Origin of the sequence: Peribacillus sp. NJ4, assembly GCF_030348345.1 — a bacterium.
GTDB lineage: Bacteria > Bacillota > Bacilli > Bacillales > DSM-1321 > Peribacillus.
On sequence record NZ_JAUCFQ010000001.1, the window covers coordinates 1,552,592 to 1,568,165 of the forward strand.

18 protein-coding genes are annotated in these 15,574 nt (G+C 42.5%); 11 read left to right on the forward strand and 7 right to left on the reverse strand.

Annotated elements, in window-relative coordinates; genetic code table 11:
- Positions 1–106: 106 nt before the first annotated feature.
- Positions 107–457 carry a hypothetical protein gene (locus QUF94_RS07815; protein WP_289315358.1) on the reverse strand — a complete coding sequence of 117 codons (351 nt, stop codon included), beginning with the start codon at positions 455–457 and terminating at the stop codon, positions 107–109.
- Positions 458–905: 448 nt separating this feature from the next.
- Between QUF94_RS07815 and QUF94_RS07820 the strand changes: the two genes are divergently transcribed.
- The 4 genes from QUF94_RS07820 to QUF94_RS07835 all read left to right on the forward strand — a co-directional run bounded on the left by QUF94_RS07820 (position 906) and on the right by QUF94_RS07835 (position 4,861).
- On the forward strand, positions 906–1,892 hold the full coding sequence (locus QUF94_RS07820; protein WP_289315359.1) for a class I SAM-dependent methyltransferase: 987 nt from the start codon (positions 906–908) through the stop codon (positions 1,890–1,892).
- Between the two features lie 175 nt (positions 1,893–2,067).
- Entirely contained in the window at positions 2,068–3,270 is a 1,203-nt protein-coding gene (locus QUF94_RS07825) for an acetate kinase (protein WP_289315360.1), read from the forward strand.
- A 239-nt stretch (positions 3,271–3,509) separates the two neighbouring features.
- Positions 3,510–4,349 (forward strand): EcsC family protein, encoded by an 840-nt coding sequence (locus QUF94_RS07830; RefSeq protein WP_289315361.1) that lies wholly within the window; start codon positions 3,510–3,512, stop codon positions 4,347–4,349.
- Entirely contained in the window at positions 4,349–4,861 is a 513-nt protein-coding gene (locus QUF94_RS07835) for a MogA/MoaB family molybdenum cofactor biosynthesis protein (protein WP_289315362.1), read from the forward strand. Before QUF94_RS07830 ends, QUF94_RS07835 begins: the two co-directional genes overlap by 1 nt.
- Before the next feature lie 58 nt (positions 4,862–4,919).
- On the opposite strand, the gene QUF94_RS07840 is transcribed toward QUF94_RS07835, so the two are convergent.
- The gene (locus QUF94_RS07840) at positions 4,920–5,234 is read right to left on the reverse strand and encodes a hypothetical protein (protein WP_289315363.1); all 315 of its coding nucleotides are present in this window, start codon (positions 5,232–5,234) and stop codon (positions 4,920–4,922) included.
- Between the two features lie 213 nt (positions 5,235–5,447).
- Between QUF94_RS07840 and QUF94_RS07845 the strand changes: the two genes are divergently transcribed.
- Positions 5,448–6,653, forward strand: a complete 1,206-nt coding sequence (locus QUF94_RS07845) for an argininosuccinate synthase (RefSeq protein ID WP_289315364.1) — start codon at positions 5,448–5,450, stop codon at positions 6,651–6,653.
- A complete protein-coding gene (argH, locus tag QUF94_RS07850; RefSeq protein WP_289315365.1) occupies positions 6,650–8,029 on the forward strand; it encodes an argininosuccinate lyase in 1,380 nt (459 codons plus the stop codon). Before QUF94_RS07845 ends, argH begins: the two co-directional genes overlap by 4 nt.
- A 45-nt stretch (positions 8,030–8,074) precedes the next feature.
- Here the strand turns inward: argH and QUF94_RS07855 are convergent, their stop codons facing one another.
- Positions 8,075–8,527: a universal stress protein gene (locus QUF94_RS07855; RefSeq protein ID WP_370016042.1), complete on the reverse strand. Its 453-nt coding sequence runs from the start codon at positions 8,525–8,527 to the stop codon at positions 8,075–8,077.
- A gap of 510 nt (positions 8,528–9,037) precedes the next feature.
- Here QUF94_RS07855 and bamE point away from each other — a divergent pair.
- Entirely contained in the window at positions 9,038–9,337 is a 300-nt protein-coding gene (gene bamE / locus QUF94_RS07860) for an outer membrane protein assembly factor BamE domain-containing protein (RefSeq protein ID WP_289315366.1), read from the forward strand.
- An 85-nt stretch (positions 9,338–9,422) separates the two neighbouring features.
- On the opposite strand, the gene QUF94_RS07865 is transcribed toward bamE, so the two are convergent.
- Positions 9,423–10,520: a M24 family metallopeptidase gene (locus QUF94_RS07865; RefSeq protein ID WP_289315367.1), complete on the reverse strand. Its 1,098-nt coding sequence runs from the start codon at positions 10,518–10,520 to the stop codon at positions 9,423–9,425.
- A gap of 114 nt (positions 10,521–10,634) precedes the next feature.
- Between QUF94_RS07865 and QUF94_RS07870 the strand changes: the two genes are divergently transcribed.
- From QUF94_RS07870 to QUF94_RS07880, 3 genes are all read left to right on the forward strand, one after another.
- A complete protein-coding gene (locus QUF94_RS07870) occupies positions 10,635–11,315 on the forward strand; it encodes a metal-dependent hydrolase (protein WP_289315368.1) in 681 nt (226 codons plus the stop codon).
- Positions 11,316–11,509: 194 nt separating this feature from the next.
- Complete coding sequence (locus tag QUF94_RS07875) at positions 11,510–11,767, forward strand: hypothetical protein (RefSeq protein ID WP_353957742.1); 258 nt, start codon at positions 11,510–11,512, stop codon at positions 11,765–11,767.
- Positions 11,768–11,827: 60 nt separating this feature from the next.
- Positions 11,828–13,147, forward strand: a complete 1,320-nt coding sequence (locus QUF94_RS07880) for a DRTGG domain-containing protein (RefSeq protein WP_289315370.1) — start codon at positions 11,828–11,830, stop codon at positions 13,145–13,147.
- 30 nt (positions 13,148–13,177) lie between these two features.
- On the opposite strand, the gene QUF94_RS07885 is transcribed toward QUF94_RS07880, so the two are convergent.
- Positions 13,178–13,480 carry a YtpI family protein gene (locus QUF94_RS07885; protein ID WP_289315371.1) on the reverse strand — a complete coding sequence of 101 codons (303 nt, stop codon included), beginning with the start codon at positions 13,478–13,480 and terminating at the stop codon, positions 13,178–13,180.
- Between the two features lie 168 nt (positions 13,481–13,648).
- Here QUF94_RS07885 and QUF94_RS07890 point away from each other — a divergent pair, with 168 nt between their 5' ends.
- On the forward strand, positions 13,649–14,587 hold the full coding sequence (locus QUF94_RS07890) for a DHH family phosphoesterase (protein ID WP_289315372.1): 939 nt from the start codon (positions 13,649–13,651) through the stop codon (positions 14,585–14,587).
- A gap of 99 nt (positions 14,588–14,686) precedes the next feature.
- Here QUF94_RS07890 and ytrI read toward each other — a convergent pair whose 3' ends face one another.
- Both ytrI and ytrH read right to left on the reverse strand, forming a co-directional pair.
- On the reverse strand, positions 14,687–15,190 hold the full coding sequence (gene ytrI, locus QUF94_RS07895) for a sporulation membrane protein YtrI (RefSeq protein ID WP_289315373.1): 504 nt from the start codon (positions 15,188–15,190) through the stop codon (positions 14,687–14,689).
- Positions 15,187–15,522 (reverse strand): sporulation membrane protein YtrH, encoded by a 336-nt coding sequence (gene ytrH, locus QUF94_RS07900; RefSeq protein ID WP_076364742.1) that lies wholly within the window; start codon positions 15,520–15,522, stop codon positions 15,187–15,189. Before ytrH ends, ytrI begins: the two co-directional genes overlap by 4 nt.
- Between the last annotated feature and the right edge of the window lie 52 nt (positions 15,523–15,574).

The following is a 15,574-nucleotide window of genomic DNA, read 5'->3' on the forward strand; positions in this document are numbered from 1 at the left end:
GCGAACTCTAAGAAACCGGGCACAAAGTGCCCGGTTTTTTGTTTTTAAGAGTGCATTGTGTTGTATTATTTTTTGACAGGTTCATTTTATTATATGCTGGATTTTGTTATGGCTCCAAAATCGGACCATTTAGTGGTAAAACAATCTTGCCAGACCACTCTTGACCATTAGGTGTACCAACTTTTATGTCAATTTCATTAGGCCACGACGGCATTTGTCGTCCTGGAAAAAACCCCGCTTGTTGCCCAGCTCGATATCCATCTCGATACCCTTGTCGATACCCTTGCCGAAATCCTTGTCTAAAACCTTGTTGAAATCCTTGTTGTTGCCTGTTGAATTCATCTGCTGACTGTGTATCATGTTGCTGATTTATCGGATTAACCGGCCCATGATAGTATTGATATTCATTATCCATATGATCACCACCTCCTGTATGGTATTCTGTTTGGGAATTCATTGAGCCTTTCCAAGCAATAAAAAATACAGGGCAACAACCCTGTATTTCAGTTTGTAGACAAAAGGGCTTCGGAAAACGTAACTGTGATAAAATGATGTTCCCGAACCAACTGACCCAAAGCAATATCTTCAACTCCTCGGGTATGGTTTATATCTAAATTTTATAACAAAGATGATTGGAGAGGAGGCTCCCAGACCGCCCGCGGAAAGCGAGTGCCTGGAGCGGAAATCAACGTCCAAATTGTACACCTTGTATTTCATTTACCTTTTAATTACTCATGGTTAAAAATTTTGAAAAAAGTGGCGCGCGAGAGATTCCTTATATACGGACTTTCATATAGGAAAACAGTACGTTAAACAAACGAAGGTTGATAAGTAGGGCGTCCGGCTTGTATCTCTTTCTTCTTACCTTTAAAATAGGGACAGAAGCAAACAGGAGGAATTAATAAGTGAAGTCTACCCCAGTTGAACAATTATTTTATGAATTTGATGAAACAGCCCAAATATTGCAAAGTGAACTATCATGTACGTATCTGGATGCCCTAGGTGAAACGGGCGAGAATTTCTTCCAAGGGAAAGTCCTGCAGGAGGAAATCAGTGAAGTATCGAAGAAAAGGTTAGTGAAGCATTATGCAGATTTTTCACCTGAGAAATATGAGAAGGAAGCAATTCGTAAAGCGTACCAGCTTGCTATTTTAAAAGGCATGCAGCAGAGTGTTCAACCGAATCATCATATGACCCCGGATGCAGTCGGCATGTTCGTCAGCTATTTAGTCGGTAAATTCACCAAGGATCAAAAAGAGTTAGTCATGCTCGATCCGGCCATCGGAACGGGGAACTTACTATTTGCGATCTTGAATCAACTTACAGATAAAAGCATCGCATCATATGGTGTCGAGATTGATGAAACCTTGATCAGGCTTGCTTATGCAGGTGCCAACCTGCAAGAACATCCGATGCAATTTTTCAACCAGGACAGCTTGGAGCCGCTTTTCATCGATCCTTCGGATGTTGTGGTCAGTGATTTGCCGATTGGTTATTACCCGAATGATGTGCGTTCAGCTGAATATGAATTGAAGGCCGATAATGGACATTCGTATGCACACCATTTGTTTATTGAGCAAAGTGTTAAACATGTCAAGGATGGCGGACACCTATTCTTCATTGTCCCGAATAACTTGTTCGTCTCGGAGGAAGCGCCGAAACTCAATGATTTCCTGAAGAAGCATACACATATCCAAGGGATGGTGCAACTGCCGCTTTCCATGTTTAAAAGTGAAGCGGCTGCGAAAAGCATCCTGATTCTTCAAAAGAAAAAAGAGGGTATCGAAGCCCCGAAGAAGGCACTGCTCGTACAACTCCCGAAGCTTTCGGATTTTGAAGCGACAAGGTCTGTCATGCAACAGATGGATGACTGGTTTAAAGAGGAAAAATAGTCTTTGAAAGCTGATGCCATAGGCATTGGCTTTCATTTTTTTTTGAAAGAGTGTTTTTTTTCATTTTTCATTATATTTGGTTGAATCCGCTTGCCATGATAAGATTGTACTATACACTGCACGGTCGTTGGAATGAACAATGGAAGTACTATCTTAGAGTAAAGGAGCAGGATGGATGTCGAAAATCATGGCTATTAATGCTGGCAGCTCATCATTGAAGTTTCAACTTTTTGTGATGCCAAGTGAAAACGTAATTACAAAGGGTCTTGTAGAACGGATCGGCTTGAAAAATTCCACATTCACTTTGAGCGTCGAAGGCGAAAATGTATCTGAAACGGTGCATATACCCAATCATGATGTGGCTGTAAGGCTTTTGTTGAAAAAGCTGATTGACCATCGCATCATTGACTCCTTTGAAGAGATAGATGGCGTAGGGCATCGGGTTGTGCATGGTGGTGAGGTATTCAGTGACTCCGTCTTGATTACGGAGGACGTACTCAAGGAAATCGAAAAGCTTTCCGAGTTGGCACCCCTTCATAATCCCGCCAATATCACGGGAATAAAAGCCTTCAGGCAAATACTTGGTGATGTTCCTGCGGTTGCCGTATTCGATACTGCTTTTCATCAAACGATGGAAGCGGGTTCATATTTGTACAGCTTACCCTTTGAATATTATGAAAACTATGGAATAAGGAAGTATGGGTTTCATGGCACTTCTCATAAATATGTGTCACAGCGGGCTGCCGAAATGATTGGCCGCCCAATAGAACAGCTTCGCTTGTTATCCTGCCATTTAGGGAATGGTGCAAGCATTACTGCCATAAAGGGCGGTAAATCGATTGATACATCAATGGGATTTACACCATTGGCGGGTGTTACAATGGGAACGCGTTCAGGCAACATCGACCCTGCGCTGATTCCTTATATCATGGAGAAGACGGGAAAAACAGCAGATGAAGTGCTGGATGTCCTGAATAAGAAAAGCGGAATTCTAGCCCTTTCCGGATTTTCCAGCGACCTGCGCGATATTCAGGTTGAAGCGGATAAAGGCAATGAGCGTGCTGAACTCGCACTTGAAGTGTTTGCAGATCGGATTCATAAGTACATAGGCTCCTATTCAGCTAAAATGGGAGGTGTGGATGGCATCATTTTTACAGCGGGCATCGGTGAAAACAGTCAAACCATTAGGGGGAAAATCTTGGAGGGACTTGAATTCATGGGGGTATATTGGGATAAGGATCTCAATCGCACTTTGGGTAAGGAAGCGTTCATCAATACACCATATTCCCCCGTGAAAGTTATGGTCATCCCAACTAATGAAGAAATCATGATTGTCAGGGATACCATGAAAATAGCTTTGGAAAACATGACTTCCTGATTTTTTTATTAGGATCTCCTTACCTATCAATCCTCTGGTAAGGGGGTCTTTTCTATGAATGCAGCGATTCAAATGATTTCCCCCCCAATAGCCGTCCTCTTATGGCTTTTCTTTATGGATATCTTTCATGAAACCCATCCTCTTGAACTCTGGATCCCCATCATCTATTCTTGAAAAGCCGTCCTCTATGGTATACTTAAGGGAGAATCCACCAATTCTGTACATAGGAGGCTTGATGCATGGAATTCACGAATCGGGAAATGGAAATTTGGAATGAAATTAGTGAATGGCAGGAAAATCTTTATCAGTATGAGCCAACGGATCTGGCTGCATTGTATGATAAATGGTTAGAGCAGGGGTTTGCCCTGCTTCCGGAAAACGTCCAACAACAGTTTTTTGAAAAGCTGGATACCTGGCTTTTTCATTTGCATGCCATGGTTCAGAGCTCACAAGTTCAAATAGATGCAAGAGAGCGGACTTTAGCATCTGCGCGTGTGTTTAATGAAGATATCGTAACGCTGAGTGACTTGAATCTCTTATCGATCGATCAGTTGAATTACATAGCCAACCAGCATATCGCTAAGCATCGCTTATATTCATTTGCACAAGGTGGGATAAGCGGATCGGGAGGCCTTCTCCTGCTAGGGAGTGATATTCCGGCCATGACGGTCATCAATGTCAGGACGGTACAGCTGATTGCGATGTCTTATGGTGTTGAGGTGAATACACCTTTTGAAATGATGATGGCTCTTAAGGTATTCAATGCAGGAGCGATGCCAAAGAGACTCCAAGGAATAGCCTGGGAAGAATTGATTCGGGAAGTCCAGAACGCAGAAGATGACTACTTTTATTTAGGAATCGAGGAACTCACGAATCCAAGCTGGATGGAACAGCCGCTGAAGCAGCTGTTGAAAGCCGTATCCATTACTGTCTTTCGAAAAAAACTGTTTCGGGGCATACCGTTCATCAGCATGGCCATCGGGGCTGGGTCCAATTATCAAATGACCCGGAGTGTCAGTGAATTTGCCCAGAAATTCTATCAATATAGGTATTTACAGGAGAAGAAGGCTGATGAATAATGAGTGTCAAGAATCATAAAAAAGCCATCACCGAGGCAGTTCGCTGCAAGGTGATAACCGTTAGCGATACGCGTAATGAAGAAACGGATAAAAGCGGAGCACTGATGATGGAATTATTGAAAACGAATGGGCATGAAGTGACGGAATATGAAATAGTAAAAGATGAGCGGGAAGCGATTCAAGATGCGGTCACTTCTGGCTGCCAAAGCAGTAAGGTCGATGTCATATTAACAAATGGAGGCACTGGCATTGCTAAAAGGGATGTAACGATCGAGGCGGTCAAAGAATTGATGACCAAGGAAATTCCCGGTTTTGGCGAGATTTTCCGAATGCTCAGCTATCAAGAGGATATCGGGTCGGCCGCCATTCTATCCAGGGCTAATGCCGGAGTCGTGAACAACAAAGCGGTTTTTTCCACCCCAGGCTCATCAGGGGCGGTTCGGCTTGCAATGAATAAATTGATTCTCCCGGAATTGGGACATGTCGTTGGTGAACTTCGGAAGGATTTATAAGAGGGATGCAAAAAAAGCCACAGTTTAAAACTGTGGCTTTTTTTGCATGGAATAGGCCTTAATTATGCATCTTTTCACTCACGGCTTGATTGGCACGATACCAAAGCCATAAATCATTGATGATGGAAGCCAGATCGGCAATTTCGGAATTGAGCTGGCATGATTTGGTGAAATTACTCTCATCGGATAGCTGAAACTGCTTTCGGTTAATGGTGGATTCCAGTTCCTTGATGCGGTCGGGGATGCTCCCCCGGATATTCTCCCAATGTACGAGTATTTGCTGTTGCTCGCCTTTTGTATATTCATCCCACTCCAGGTTGAAATCAGGAATGGGGATGCCAAGCCGTTCATCATAAGTAAATAGTTCTTTCATATTCCCTCCATTATTCGATTATTAATACTCCTAGTTTACTATATTCTTGCGGAAGCATCCAATGTGTGAATTTCCTTAAAATATTAACGGATTTTTTAGCGAAATCTTTAAAATACCCCTTGTATTCCTTTAATAAAGATGATAAAGTACTAATCATAGATTGAATAAAAATAACAAACGATGAATTTTTATTCATACGAAAGGACGATGAAAATGAAAAATCAAAAAGTTGTTTTAGCATATTCCGGAGGTTTGGATACTTCCGTTGCAATTAAATGGTTACAAGATCAAGGGTACGAAGTTGTGGCATGCTGCTTGGATGTCGGTGAAGGGAAAGATTTGGACTTCATTAAAGAAAAAGCGATTACTGTCGGTGCGGTAAGTTCTTATGTAATTGATGCGAAGGACGAATTCGCTGATGAATACGCGCTGACGGCTCTTCAAGCACATACTTTGTATGAAGGGAAATATCCTTTGGTATCAGCTTTATCACGTCCGCTGATCGCTAAGAAATTAGTGGAAGTGGCTGAAGCGGAAAACGCGGTAGCCGTTGCGCACGGTTGTACGGGAAAAGGAAATGACCAAGTGCGTTTCGAAGTATCCATCTCGGCATTGAATCCTAATTTACAAGTTCTTGCACCTGTTCGTGACTGGAAATGGTCCCGTGAAGAGGAGATTGAATATGCAGCGAAAAATGGCATTCCTGTTCCGATCGGCTTGGCAAGTCCATTCTCGATTGACCAAAACCTTTGGGGAAGAAGTAACGAATGTGGAATCCTGGAAGATCCATGGGCAGCTCCACCGGAAGAAGCGTATGATTTGACTGCAAGCCTTGAAAATACCCCAGATACTGCTGATATCATTGAAATTGGTTTTGAACAAGGTGTGCCGGTTACATTGAATGACAAAAACTATAAATTGGCTGACATGATTGTTGAATTGAATCAGATTGCCGGTAAACACGGAGTTGGACGTATCGACCACGTGGAAAATAGATTAGTTGGAATCAAATCACGTGAAGTCTATGAAGCACCCGGTGCGATGACATTGATAGCTGCACATAAGGAACTTGAAGATATCACGCTTGTAAAAGAATTGGCTCACTTCAAACCGGTGATCGAGAAGAAAATGACTGAATTGATATATGAAGGACTTTGGTTCTCCCCGCTTCAAAAAGCATTGGCTGCTTTCCTGAAAGAAACACAAGTGAATGTAACGGGTACAGTCCGTGTGAAACTATTCAAAGGTCATGCGATTGTTGAAGGAAGAAAATCAGAGTACTCCCTATATGACGAAAAATTGGCTACCTATACAAAAGCTGACGAATTCGATCATGATGCAGCAGTTGGTTTCATTAAGTTATGGGGACTTCCAACGAAAGTGAACAGCATGGTCAATAGCAAGAAGGTGACAGTGTGAGCAGCAAGCTTTGGGGAGGAAGATTCACGAAATCTGCCGAAGAATGGGTAGATGAATTTGGAGCTTCCATTTCCTTTGACCAGGAACTTGTGCTTGAAGATATTCAAGGGAGTTTAGCTCATGTAACCATGTTAAAGCAATGCAGCATTTTACCTGAAGAAGATGCGGATCAGATCATTGCAGGTCTGAAAAGTTTACAGGGAAAAGCTGAGAAGGGTGAATTGACTTTTAAGGTTGAGATGGAAGATATCCATCTTAACCTGGAAAGTATGCTCATAAGCGAAATCGGTCCAGTTGGCGGAAAGCTTCATACAGGAAGAAGTCGTAATGACCAAGTTGCAACCGATCTTCATCTGTATATGCGGAATCAAACGAAAGTGATTCTGGAACTCATCAATGACCTGCAAATAGCGATTTTGGGACAATCCAAGAAAAATGTGGAAACGCTAATTCCAGGTTATACACATTTGCAGCGTGCACAGCCCATTTCATTTGCCCACCATTTAATGGCTTATTTTTGGATGCTTGAGCGTGATAAGCAGCGCTTCACCGAGAGTTTCAAAAGGATCAATGTTTCTCCATTGGGTGCTGGGGCATTAGCTGGGACGACTTTCCCGATTGACCGTGCGCTCAGTGCCGAGCTATTGGGGTTTGAAGGAATTTACGAAAACAGCCTTGATGCGGTAAGTGATCGTGACTTTGCCATTGAATTCATGAGCAACAGTGCGACGATGATGATGCATTTATCCCGTTTCAGCGAAGAAATCATCCTTTGGTCAAGCCAGGAATTCCAATTCGTTGAATTGGATGATGCGTTTTCAACGGGAAGCAGCATCATGCCGCAAAAGAAAAACCCTGATATGGCGGAATTGATCCGTGGTAAAACAGGACGGGTTTATGGTAATTTAACGGGGTTATTGACTGTCTTGAAAGGACTGCCGCTTGCTTATAACAAAGATATGCAAGAAGATAAAGAAGGCGTTTTTGATACGGTTAAGACCATTGTTGGTTCACTTAAAATATTTGCCGGCATGATTTCGACAATGAAAGTGAAAACGGACGTCATGGAAAAAGCAACAAGAAATGACTTCTCGAATGCGACGGAATTAGCTGATTACCTAGCTTCAAAGGGAATGCCTTTCCGTAAGGCGCACGAAGTGGTCGGGAAACTTGTATTGTTCTGTGTCCAGAAGGGCTGCTATTTAGTGGACCTAAGCATTGAGCAATTCCAGGAAGCTTCCGAGTTGTTTGAACATGATATTTACGATGCATTAAACCCATACGAAGCCGTTAAACGCCGTAACAGTGCGGGCGGTACAGGTTTTGCCCAAGTGTTGCTCGCGATTGAAAAAGCGGAAAAACTTGTAAGTGAATAATCATAAAAAGCTCGTTCACCAATTTGGCGAACGAGCTTTTTATGATTATTTTTTACAATTCGTACGCACGACCATTACATCACAGTTTGAATGGCGAACGATGCCTTCCGACACGCTGCCGATAAGGAAACGTTCGACTGCGTTAAGGCCTGTTGCACCGCAAACAATTAAATCGATAGAATGTTTTTTCGCTAAATCCCTTGGAATTTGAACTTTAGGAGAACCATATGCAACTTCTGTTTGGACCTTTGCAATCCCGGATGCAATGGCTTCCGTTTTATACTTGTCCAATAGCTCATTGGCAAAGGTTTCAGAGTGATCACGGATAGTCATATCATAAGCTTCGACAGTGGGGAAATTCCTTGTATCCACGATATGTGTGAGCACAAGGGTAGCGTCACTGAGTTTTGCTAAATAGATTGCCTTTTTTAAGGCCCACTCTGCTTCTTCCGAGCCGTCCACTGCTACAAGAATATTTTTATAATCTATACTATTCAAGTGAATCTCCTCCTTCTATTTCATTCCTATTATACAATGATTTACCTAATGGATCTGATTTCAATTGTAACAAATTAGCGAATGTTTTAGCCAATGATCTGGAAATCGCAACATGAAAAAAATGATTCTAACCTTATTATGATGAAAAGATAACCACAATCATTGCATGAACGAAACTCTCGACTTTTTTACCTTATTTGTTCATTTATGGTAAATTTAATGGGGGAGGGGATTTTTTAATTTGAGTGTCTCAAGAATATTAAACTATGCATTATATTTATACGTGCTTTTGTATGCTTTGATCTATTTTATTTATATTTTTTACATCAATGCTGTACATGCTTCGATCAGTTTAATGAGTATATCAGCAATGCTGCTTCCATTTGTTCTTTTACTATTTTTCAATGGATTTCATGGAAATATACCGATCAGCATAATAAAAGGAAAATCAAAATTAGATTTATAGTCATATCGATCCTTGGCTTTTCTCTTTTATTTTATTGTGTTTTTTTGTTAGGGGTAAATGAAAATGAATCAAGGTTCACCACTGAAAGATGGTTAAATGATGATGAAGGAAGAGTATATCTGGTTGATGACTTAATGAATGAACATGAATTGATAGGCATGACAAAAGAAGAAGTGATCACGCTTTTGGGGTCCCCAACAGAAACGGAATATTTTAAAGAGAAAGATAATGTTGTTTATTTTCTTGGTGCCGAGAGGGGACTCATAAGAATAGATAGTGAATGGCTGGTCATTTGGTTTGACGGCCGTGATAAAGCAGTGAAGTATGAACTGCGGACAGATTAGTTGAAATGAATATTGAATAAATACCCCCGTCTTAAATGAAGGCGGGGGTATCTGGGTTTAGTTACATAAAATGGTAAAAGCGTGATTACTTTATGATTTGCAGGCTCTTCGGGAATTTGGTCAAAATCTCACAGCCAGTATCGGTGATCAATAGATCATCTTCAATTCTGACGCCTGCAACATTCGGAACATATATGCCCGGTTCGATCGTATAAACCATTCCGGATTGAAGCTCGAGGGAATTCGTTTCAGTCAAGGATGGGTATTCATGGACGCTGATCCCAAGTCCGTGGCCGAGCCTGTGCGGGAAGAATTCACCATATCCTTTATCCCTGATGATGTTTCTGGCAGTCAAGTCTATCTCGGAACAGGATACACCAGGTTTACTGGCTCTAACGGCAGCTTCTTGTGCCTTAAGTACAGTTTCATATATTTCTGCCTGTTTATCATTGATATCTCCGTAAGCGACCGTTCTAGTGATGTCAGAGCAGTATCCTTCATGAACGACGCCCAGGTCAAAAAGGACAAGGTCACCGCGCTGAACTTTCGTATTCCCAGGTGTGCCATGTGGGGAAGCGCCATTTTTACCGGTCAGGACCATGGTGGAGAAAGACATTTGGCTGACTCCGGCCTTTTTCAATTCGAATTCTATCGCTGCAAGGATTTCCATTTCCGTTTTACCTTCATGAATTTCGCTGACACCCACTTCAATCGCAAAGTCGGCAAGGCGGCAAGCTTCACGGATTTTGACCATTTCATCTTCCGATTTGATCATTCGCATCCTTTGAAGTTTTTCTTCTGCGGAAACGAGCTTTGGTGCTCCGAAGTATTGTTGGACCTTTTCATAGCGTTCTACATTCATATGCTCTTTTTCAATGGCCATTGTATTAATGCTTAACCCGCGATTCCCCACTGCTTGCTTAACTTTTTCCCATGGATTTTCAATGTCGGTGTAACCGATGATATCTCCAGCCCATCCAGCCTGTTTAGCATCCGGAACTTCCATCTGCGGGCAGACAAGGATTGGGTCGGCATTTGCAAAAATGGCAAGTGCTAGCAGTCTTTCGTGAGGATCACTAAAAAAACCGCTCAAATAGAAGATGCTCTCTGTAGATGTAAGTAAAGCGGCTTCCGTTTCATTGGCCTGTAGCCAATTTTGTAGTTCTCTCAAACGTTCATTCATGACGATACCTCCATTAATAAGATATAATTACCTTAGCAATATTTATAAGTATAGTAAATGGGAAAGGCCTGATAAGGCCATTTAAAAAGTGAGTAAGGGAAGGGAGCATCAAAAATGAAAGTATCTTTTCATGGACATGCAGTTGTAAAAGTCGAAACGAAGGGTAAAACGATTTTATTCGATCCGTTCATTACTGGAAACGCTTTGACCGATTTGAAGGTGGAAGATGTGAAACCGGATGTGATCATCTTAACACATGGTCATAATGACCACGTCGGTGACACGGTTGAATTGGCCAAGAGGCATGATGCACTTGTCATTGGCATAGCAGAGATTGCCGACTACCTGGGTGCTCAAGGGATTAGGACTCACGGGATGAGCATCGGCGGAGCTTTCGAGTTTGAATTTGGAAAAGTGAAATTGACGCCTGCTTTCCATGGAACGGGATTCGTTAACGGGGATGGACAAATCGTGTATTTGGGAATGCCTGCTGGCGTGTTGCTTACGATAGAAGGGAAAACGATCTATCATGCGGGGGATACATCTGTATATTCCGATATGAAACTGATCGGGGAGCGACATCCGATTGACTTGGCATTTTTGCCAATCGGCGACAATTACACCATGGGTCCGGAAGATGCCGCACTTGCAGCGAAATTCCTTCAAGCCAAACAAGTCGTGCCGATTCATTACAATACTTTCCCTGTCATCAAACAGGATCCTAACAAATTCATCGACCTGCTTGAAGAGGGAAATGGACTGATCATGGAAGCCGGGGATGAAATAGAATTTTAATAAGAGCGGGAGCCTACAGGGGCTCCCGTTATTTATGTGATGGAAGCCTCAGCCGGATAGTCGGCCGATATGACGGATTCCCCTGTATTATTGCCTTTTACTTATCTAATTACTTAATGAGGCATCGGAAAGTTAAGTCTCGTTAAGTATAAGTAGTCAAGTCTTTTTTCCTTTCACAGGCATAAAATGAATAGATGAGAAAAAAGGGGGGATTGGATGAAACAGAGGTTATTACTGTGTTTGCTTTTATGCGGTGTGATGCTGTATTATGCCGTGCCGCGCTTGTCGTTGGAAAGTGGCGGTCTGGAGAGTCTGTTTGCTGGGTCCTGGCTGTTGTTTGCCTTGTTGGCGGTGGCTGGCAACTTGACGGGGATACTATATTCCCCGAAAAAACAAAAGGTAAATCGCCTGCCGGAATACAAAAGGTTGCGCCAATACTAGTAGTTGTTTGATAAACTAGGCTCTTTGACCTTATAATGGGGAATAGGAATACCGTGAAAAGGGTGAAGCGCTTGGCTACAAAGCATGAACAAATATTAAAACATATCGATGGGCTCCCTGTTGGCGAGAAGATTTCCGTCCGTCAAATTGCGAAAGCATTGAATGTTAGTGAAGGTACGGCATATCGGGCAATTAAAGAGGCGGAGAACCAGGGCTACGTAAGCTCGATTGAGCGGGTAGGCACGATTCGTATTGAGAAAAAGAAAAAAGAGAATATTGAAAAGCTCACTTTCGCAGAGGTAGTTAATATCGTCGACGGACAAGTTCTTGGTGGGAAAACGGGACTTCATAAGACATTAAATAAATTCGTCATCGGGGCGATGAAGCTGGATGCCATGATGAGATATACGGGTGCAGGCAATCTGCTGATCGTCGGGAACCGTACCCAGGCCCATGAGCACGCGTTAAAAGCGGGTGCAGCGGTGCTGATTACCGGGGGATTCGATACGGAAGAGCCCGTTAAAAGGTTAGCCGATGAATTGGAGATGCCAGTCATTTCAACGAGTTACGATACCTTTACCGTCGCAACGATGATCAATCGGGCGATCTATGACCAATTGATCAAAAAGGAGATCTTGCTCGTGGAGGATATTTTGACACCCGTACAGGAAACGACCTTTTTAACAGTGGGTGACCGGGTCCAGACTTGGCATGAACTGAACCAGGAATCCGGACATAGCCGTTTCCCTGTTGTCGATGACAATATGAAGGTTCAAGGAATGGTCACATCAAAAGATATCATGGGTCAGGAAGAGTTGACGCTCATTGATAAGGTGATGACGAAAAACCCGATGACCGTAGGGGATAAAATGAGTGTTGCATCTTCTGCACATATGATGGTTTGGGAAGGCATTGAGTTGATTCCGGTCGTGAATGACAGTCATATCCTGAAGGGAATCGTGAGCAGGCAGGATGTGTTGAAGGCCCTGCAAATGAGTCAAAGGCAGCCTCAGGTCGGAGAAACGATCGACGATACGATCACGAGTCAGCTTGTGATGACTTCGAATCGTGGCAAGGGCGAGGAAGTGTATAACTATGGCGTCACTCCGCAGATGACCAATTACCTTGGAACCATTTCAAGCGGTGTGTTCACAACATTGGTTACGGACTCAGCGAACAGGGCACTCCGAAGCTATAAGCGCGGTGACTTGGTCGTGGAAAATATGACGATTTATTTCATCAAGCCAGTCCAGATTGACAGTACGCTTGAAATCCATCCGCGTGTCCTTGATGTAGGACGTAAATTCGGAAAAGTGGATGTCGAAGTGTTTAACCAAGGCAAACTAGTCGGCAAGGCGATGTTAACTTGCCAATTGCTTGATAGATCATGAAAAAAATCAAAAAGGATAATCGAAATTCGATTATCCTTTTTGATTTGCGGCTTCTTCAATTGCATGCGGCAGGTAAAATCTATACATTTTATAGCCTCCCCAAATGCTGAATAGACCAACGGAGATGAAAACGGCAGAAATGATATAAGTGGTGGTCGTGTGGAATAGAAAAAGCTGATTGATTCCGAATAGTGCGACAAACGCTCCAAGGGCAATGGAAGACTTCCCTGAAATCCACTTTTTCTCCATTGGCATTTTGGTTCGGACCATTTTAATTTTATAAAACAGATAGACCCCTAATGATAGAACGATCAAGGTGACAAGAATAGGCATTGTTTAAAATTCCCCCAATTTAACATATGTACCTTTTTATTGTAGCGGGAAATGAAAGAGAATGCCACAGTAAACAAGATGACTCTTCCTATTTCCGCAATTTTTTGATTAAATGAAATATATCATCTTTATTAGGCTCGATAATACATATGTTGAGGGGAGATCAATATGAAAGCTGAAATTTTAGCAGATATAAAGCGTTATGATACTATCATTCTCCATCGTCATGTCCGTCCAGATCCGGATGCTTATGGTTCACAGGGTGGATTGGCGGAAATCCTGAAGGCATCTTTCCCTGAAAAGCGCATTTTTACGGTTGGGAAAGAAGAACCGTCATTGAATTATTTAAGAAGGCTCGATGTGATTTCGGATGAAACATATCAAGGTGCATTGGTCATCGTTTGTGATACGGCAAATACGGACCGGATTTGTGATGCGCGTTATAAGACGGGGGATAAACTGATTAAGATTGACCATCATCCTAATGAAGATCCATATGGGGATATGCGCTGGGTCGATACATCAGCAAGTTCCGCAAGTGAAATGATTTATGACTTTTACCAGTTCGGTAAAGAACAAGGCTTGAAGATGAGTGATGAAGCGGCACGTCTTCTATATGCAGGCATCGTTGGCGATACAGGTCGTTTCCTATTCCAAAGTACGACTGAAAAGACATTTGCCTATGTCAGTGAATTGATTCACTATTCGTTCTCCCGCCCGCAGTTATATCAGGAGATGTATGACGTCAATGAAAGCATTGTCCGGTTGAATGGCTATGTGCTGCAGCATTTTGAAATCCTACCATACGGCACGGGGAAAATGATCATCACCAAAGATATTCTTGAAAAGTTCAATGCTTCGACATCTGAGGCATCTCAGCTCGTTTCCTCGCTCGGTTCAATTAAAAATGTTAAGTCTTGGGTCTTTTTCATTGAAGAGGATAAAGAAATCCGAGTCCGTTTCCGTTCTAAAGGGCCAATCATCAATACGATTGCCCGTAAATATAACGGCGGTGGCCATCCGCTTGCAGCAGGGGCTTCGATCTTTTCTTGGGATGAAGTGGATAATATCCTTGCCGATTTGGAAGAGTTGAATAAAGCGAATTAGAGTATGGTATACGATTTTTGTTAAAATGACTTGAAGACCAAATCAAAGTGATTTGGTCTTTTATCTTTGCGAAATTAAGGATTGTCAGAAATCGTTTTATCACGAATTTCTCTTTACTTTTATTTCTATGTTCATTTTCGTATAAAACATGATTTCCACGACTTCAAGATCATAACGCTTTTTATTGATGATCAGTTTTTTATTTTCGATGGATTTTATCAATAGCATCTTTCCGTTATATACACTGACGACATCTTTGGCGAGAAGAGAGGAAAGGTCGTCCTCTATCACATCCTCCGCTTCAGCAATACTCAACTGATCGAGACTGTATGTTTTTCCATTCGTTATCGTCACTTCGACTTCTTGAATCGTTAAGATCTCTTCGTTTTGCTGGTTCAATTTTTTATAATCCTGCTCCCAAATTGCGATTTCCCCGTTTAAATCCTTGATCTCTTCTCTTTGTTCGTGAATGGTCCTGATCTGCTTCTCTTGCTGGACCCCATGCATATAAAAGAACATCACCCAGCTGATCAGTCCGCCAAGCGCAGCTCCGGCAAAAAAACGCTGCCAGGTGGGTGCCCGGTGATAGGGGGGAATCCTCATGATGATATATGCTCCTGAGTAAACCAGTTTATGATCAGTGCTCCTGTCTGTGCTCCGCCAAGTGCAGATAGAATCAAAAGGACTTGCTTGACTATATCCTTCGTTTCTCCGTGGAAAATGCCGCGTTCGAAATTATAGACCATATCAAAGGTACCCCCGATGGCAGCGACAATCGCCCATATACGCAGGCTGTCCGATAGCCGGAACACAGTCGTCATCGGGGCTTGTCCAGTAAAAAAAGCGGCGAGGCCCCCGATTATCGAACCGCCAAGCAAAACGCCAAGCGATATGAAAAAGCTGTTGAGAAAGGCTGGAACAAAGGCTTCATTCATATATCATCATCCTTTTTTGCTTGATATTCTTCTATTCCATTTATATGGGAAG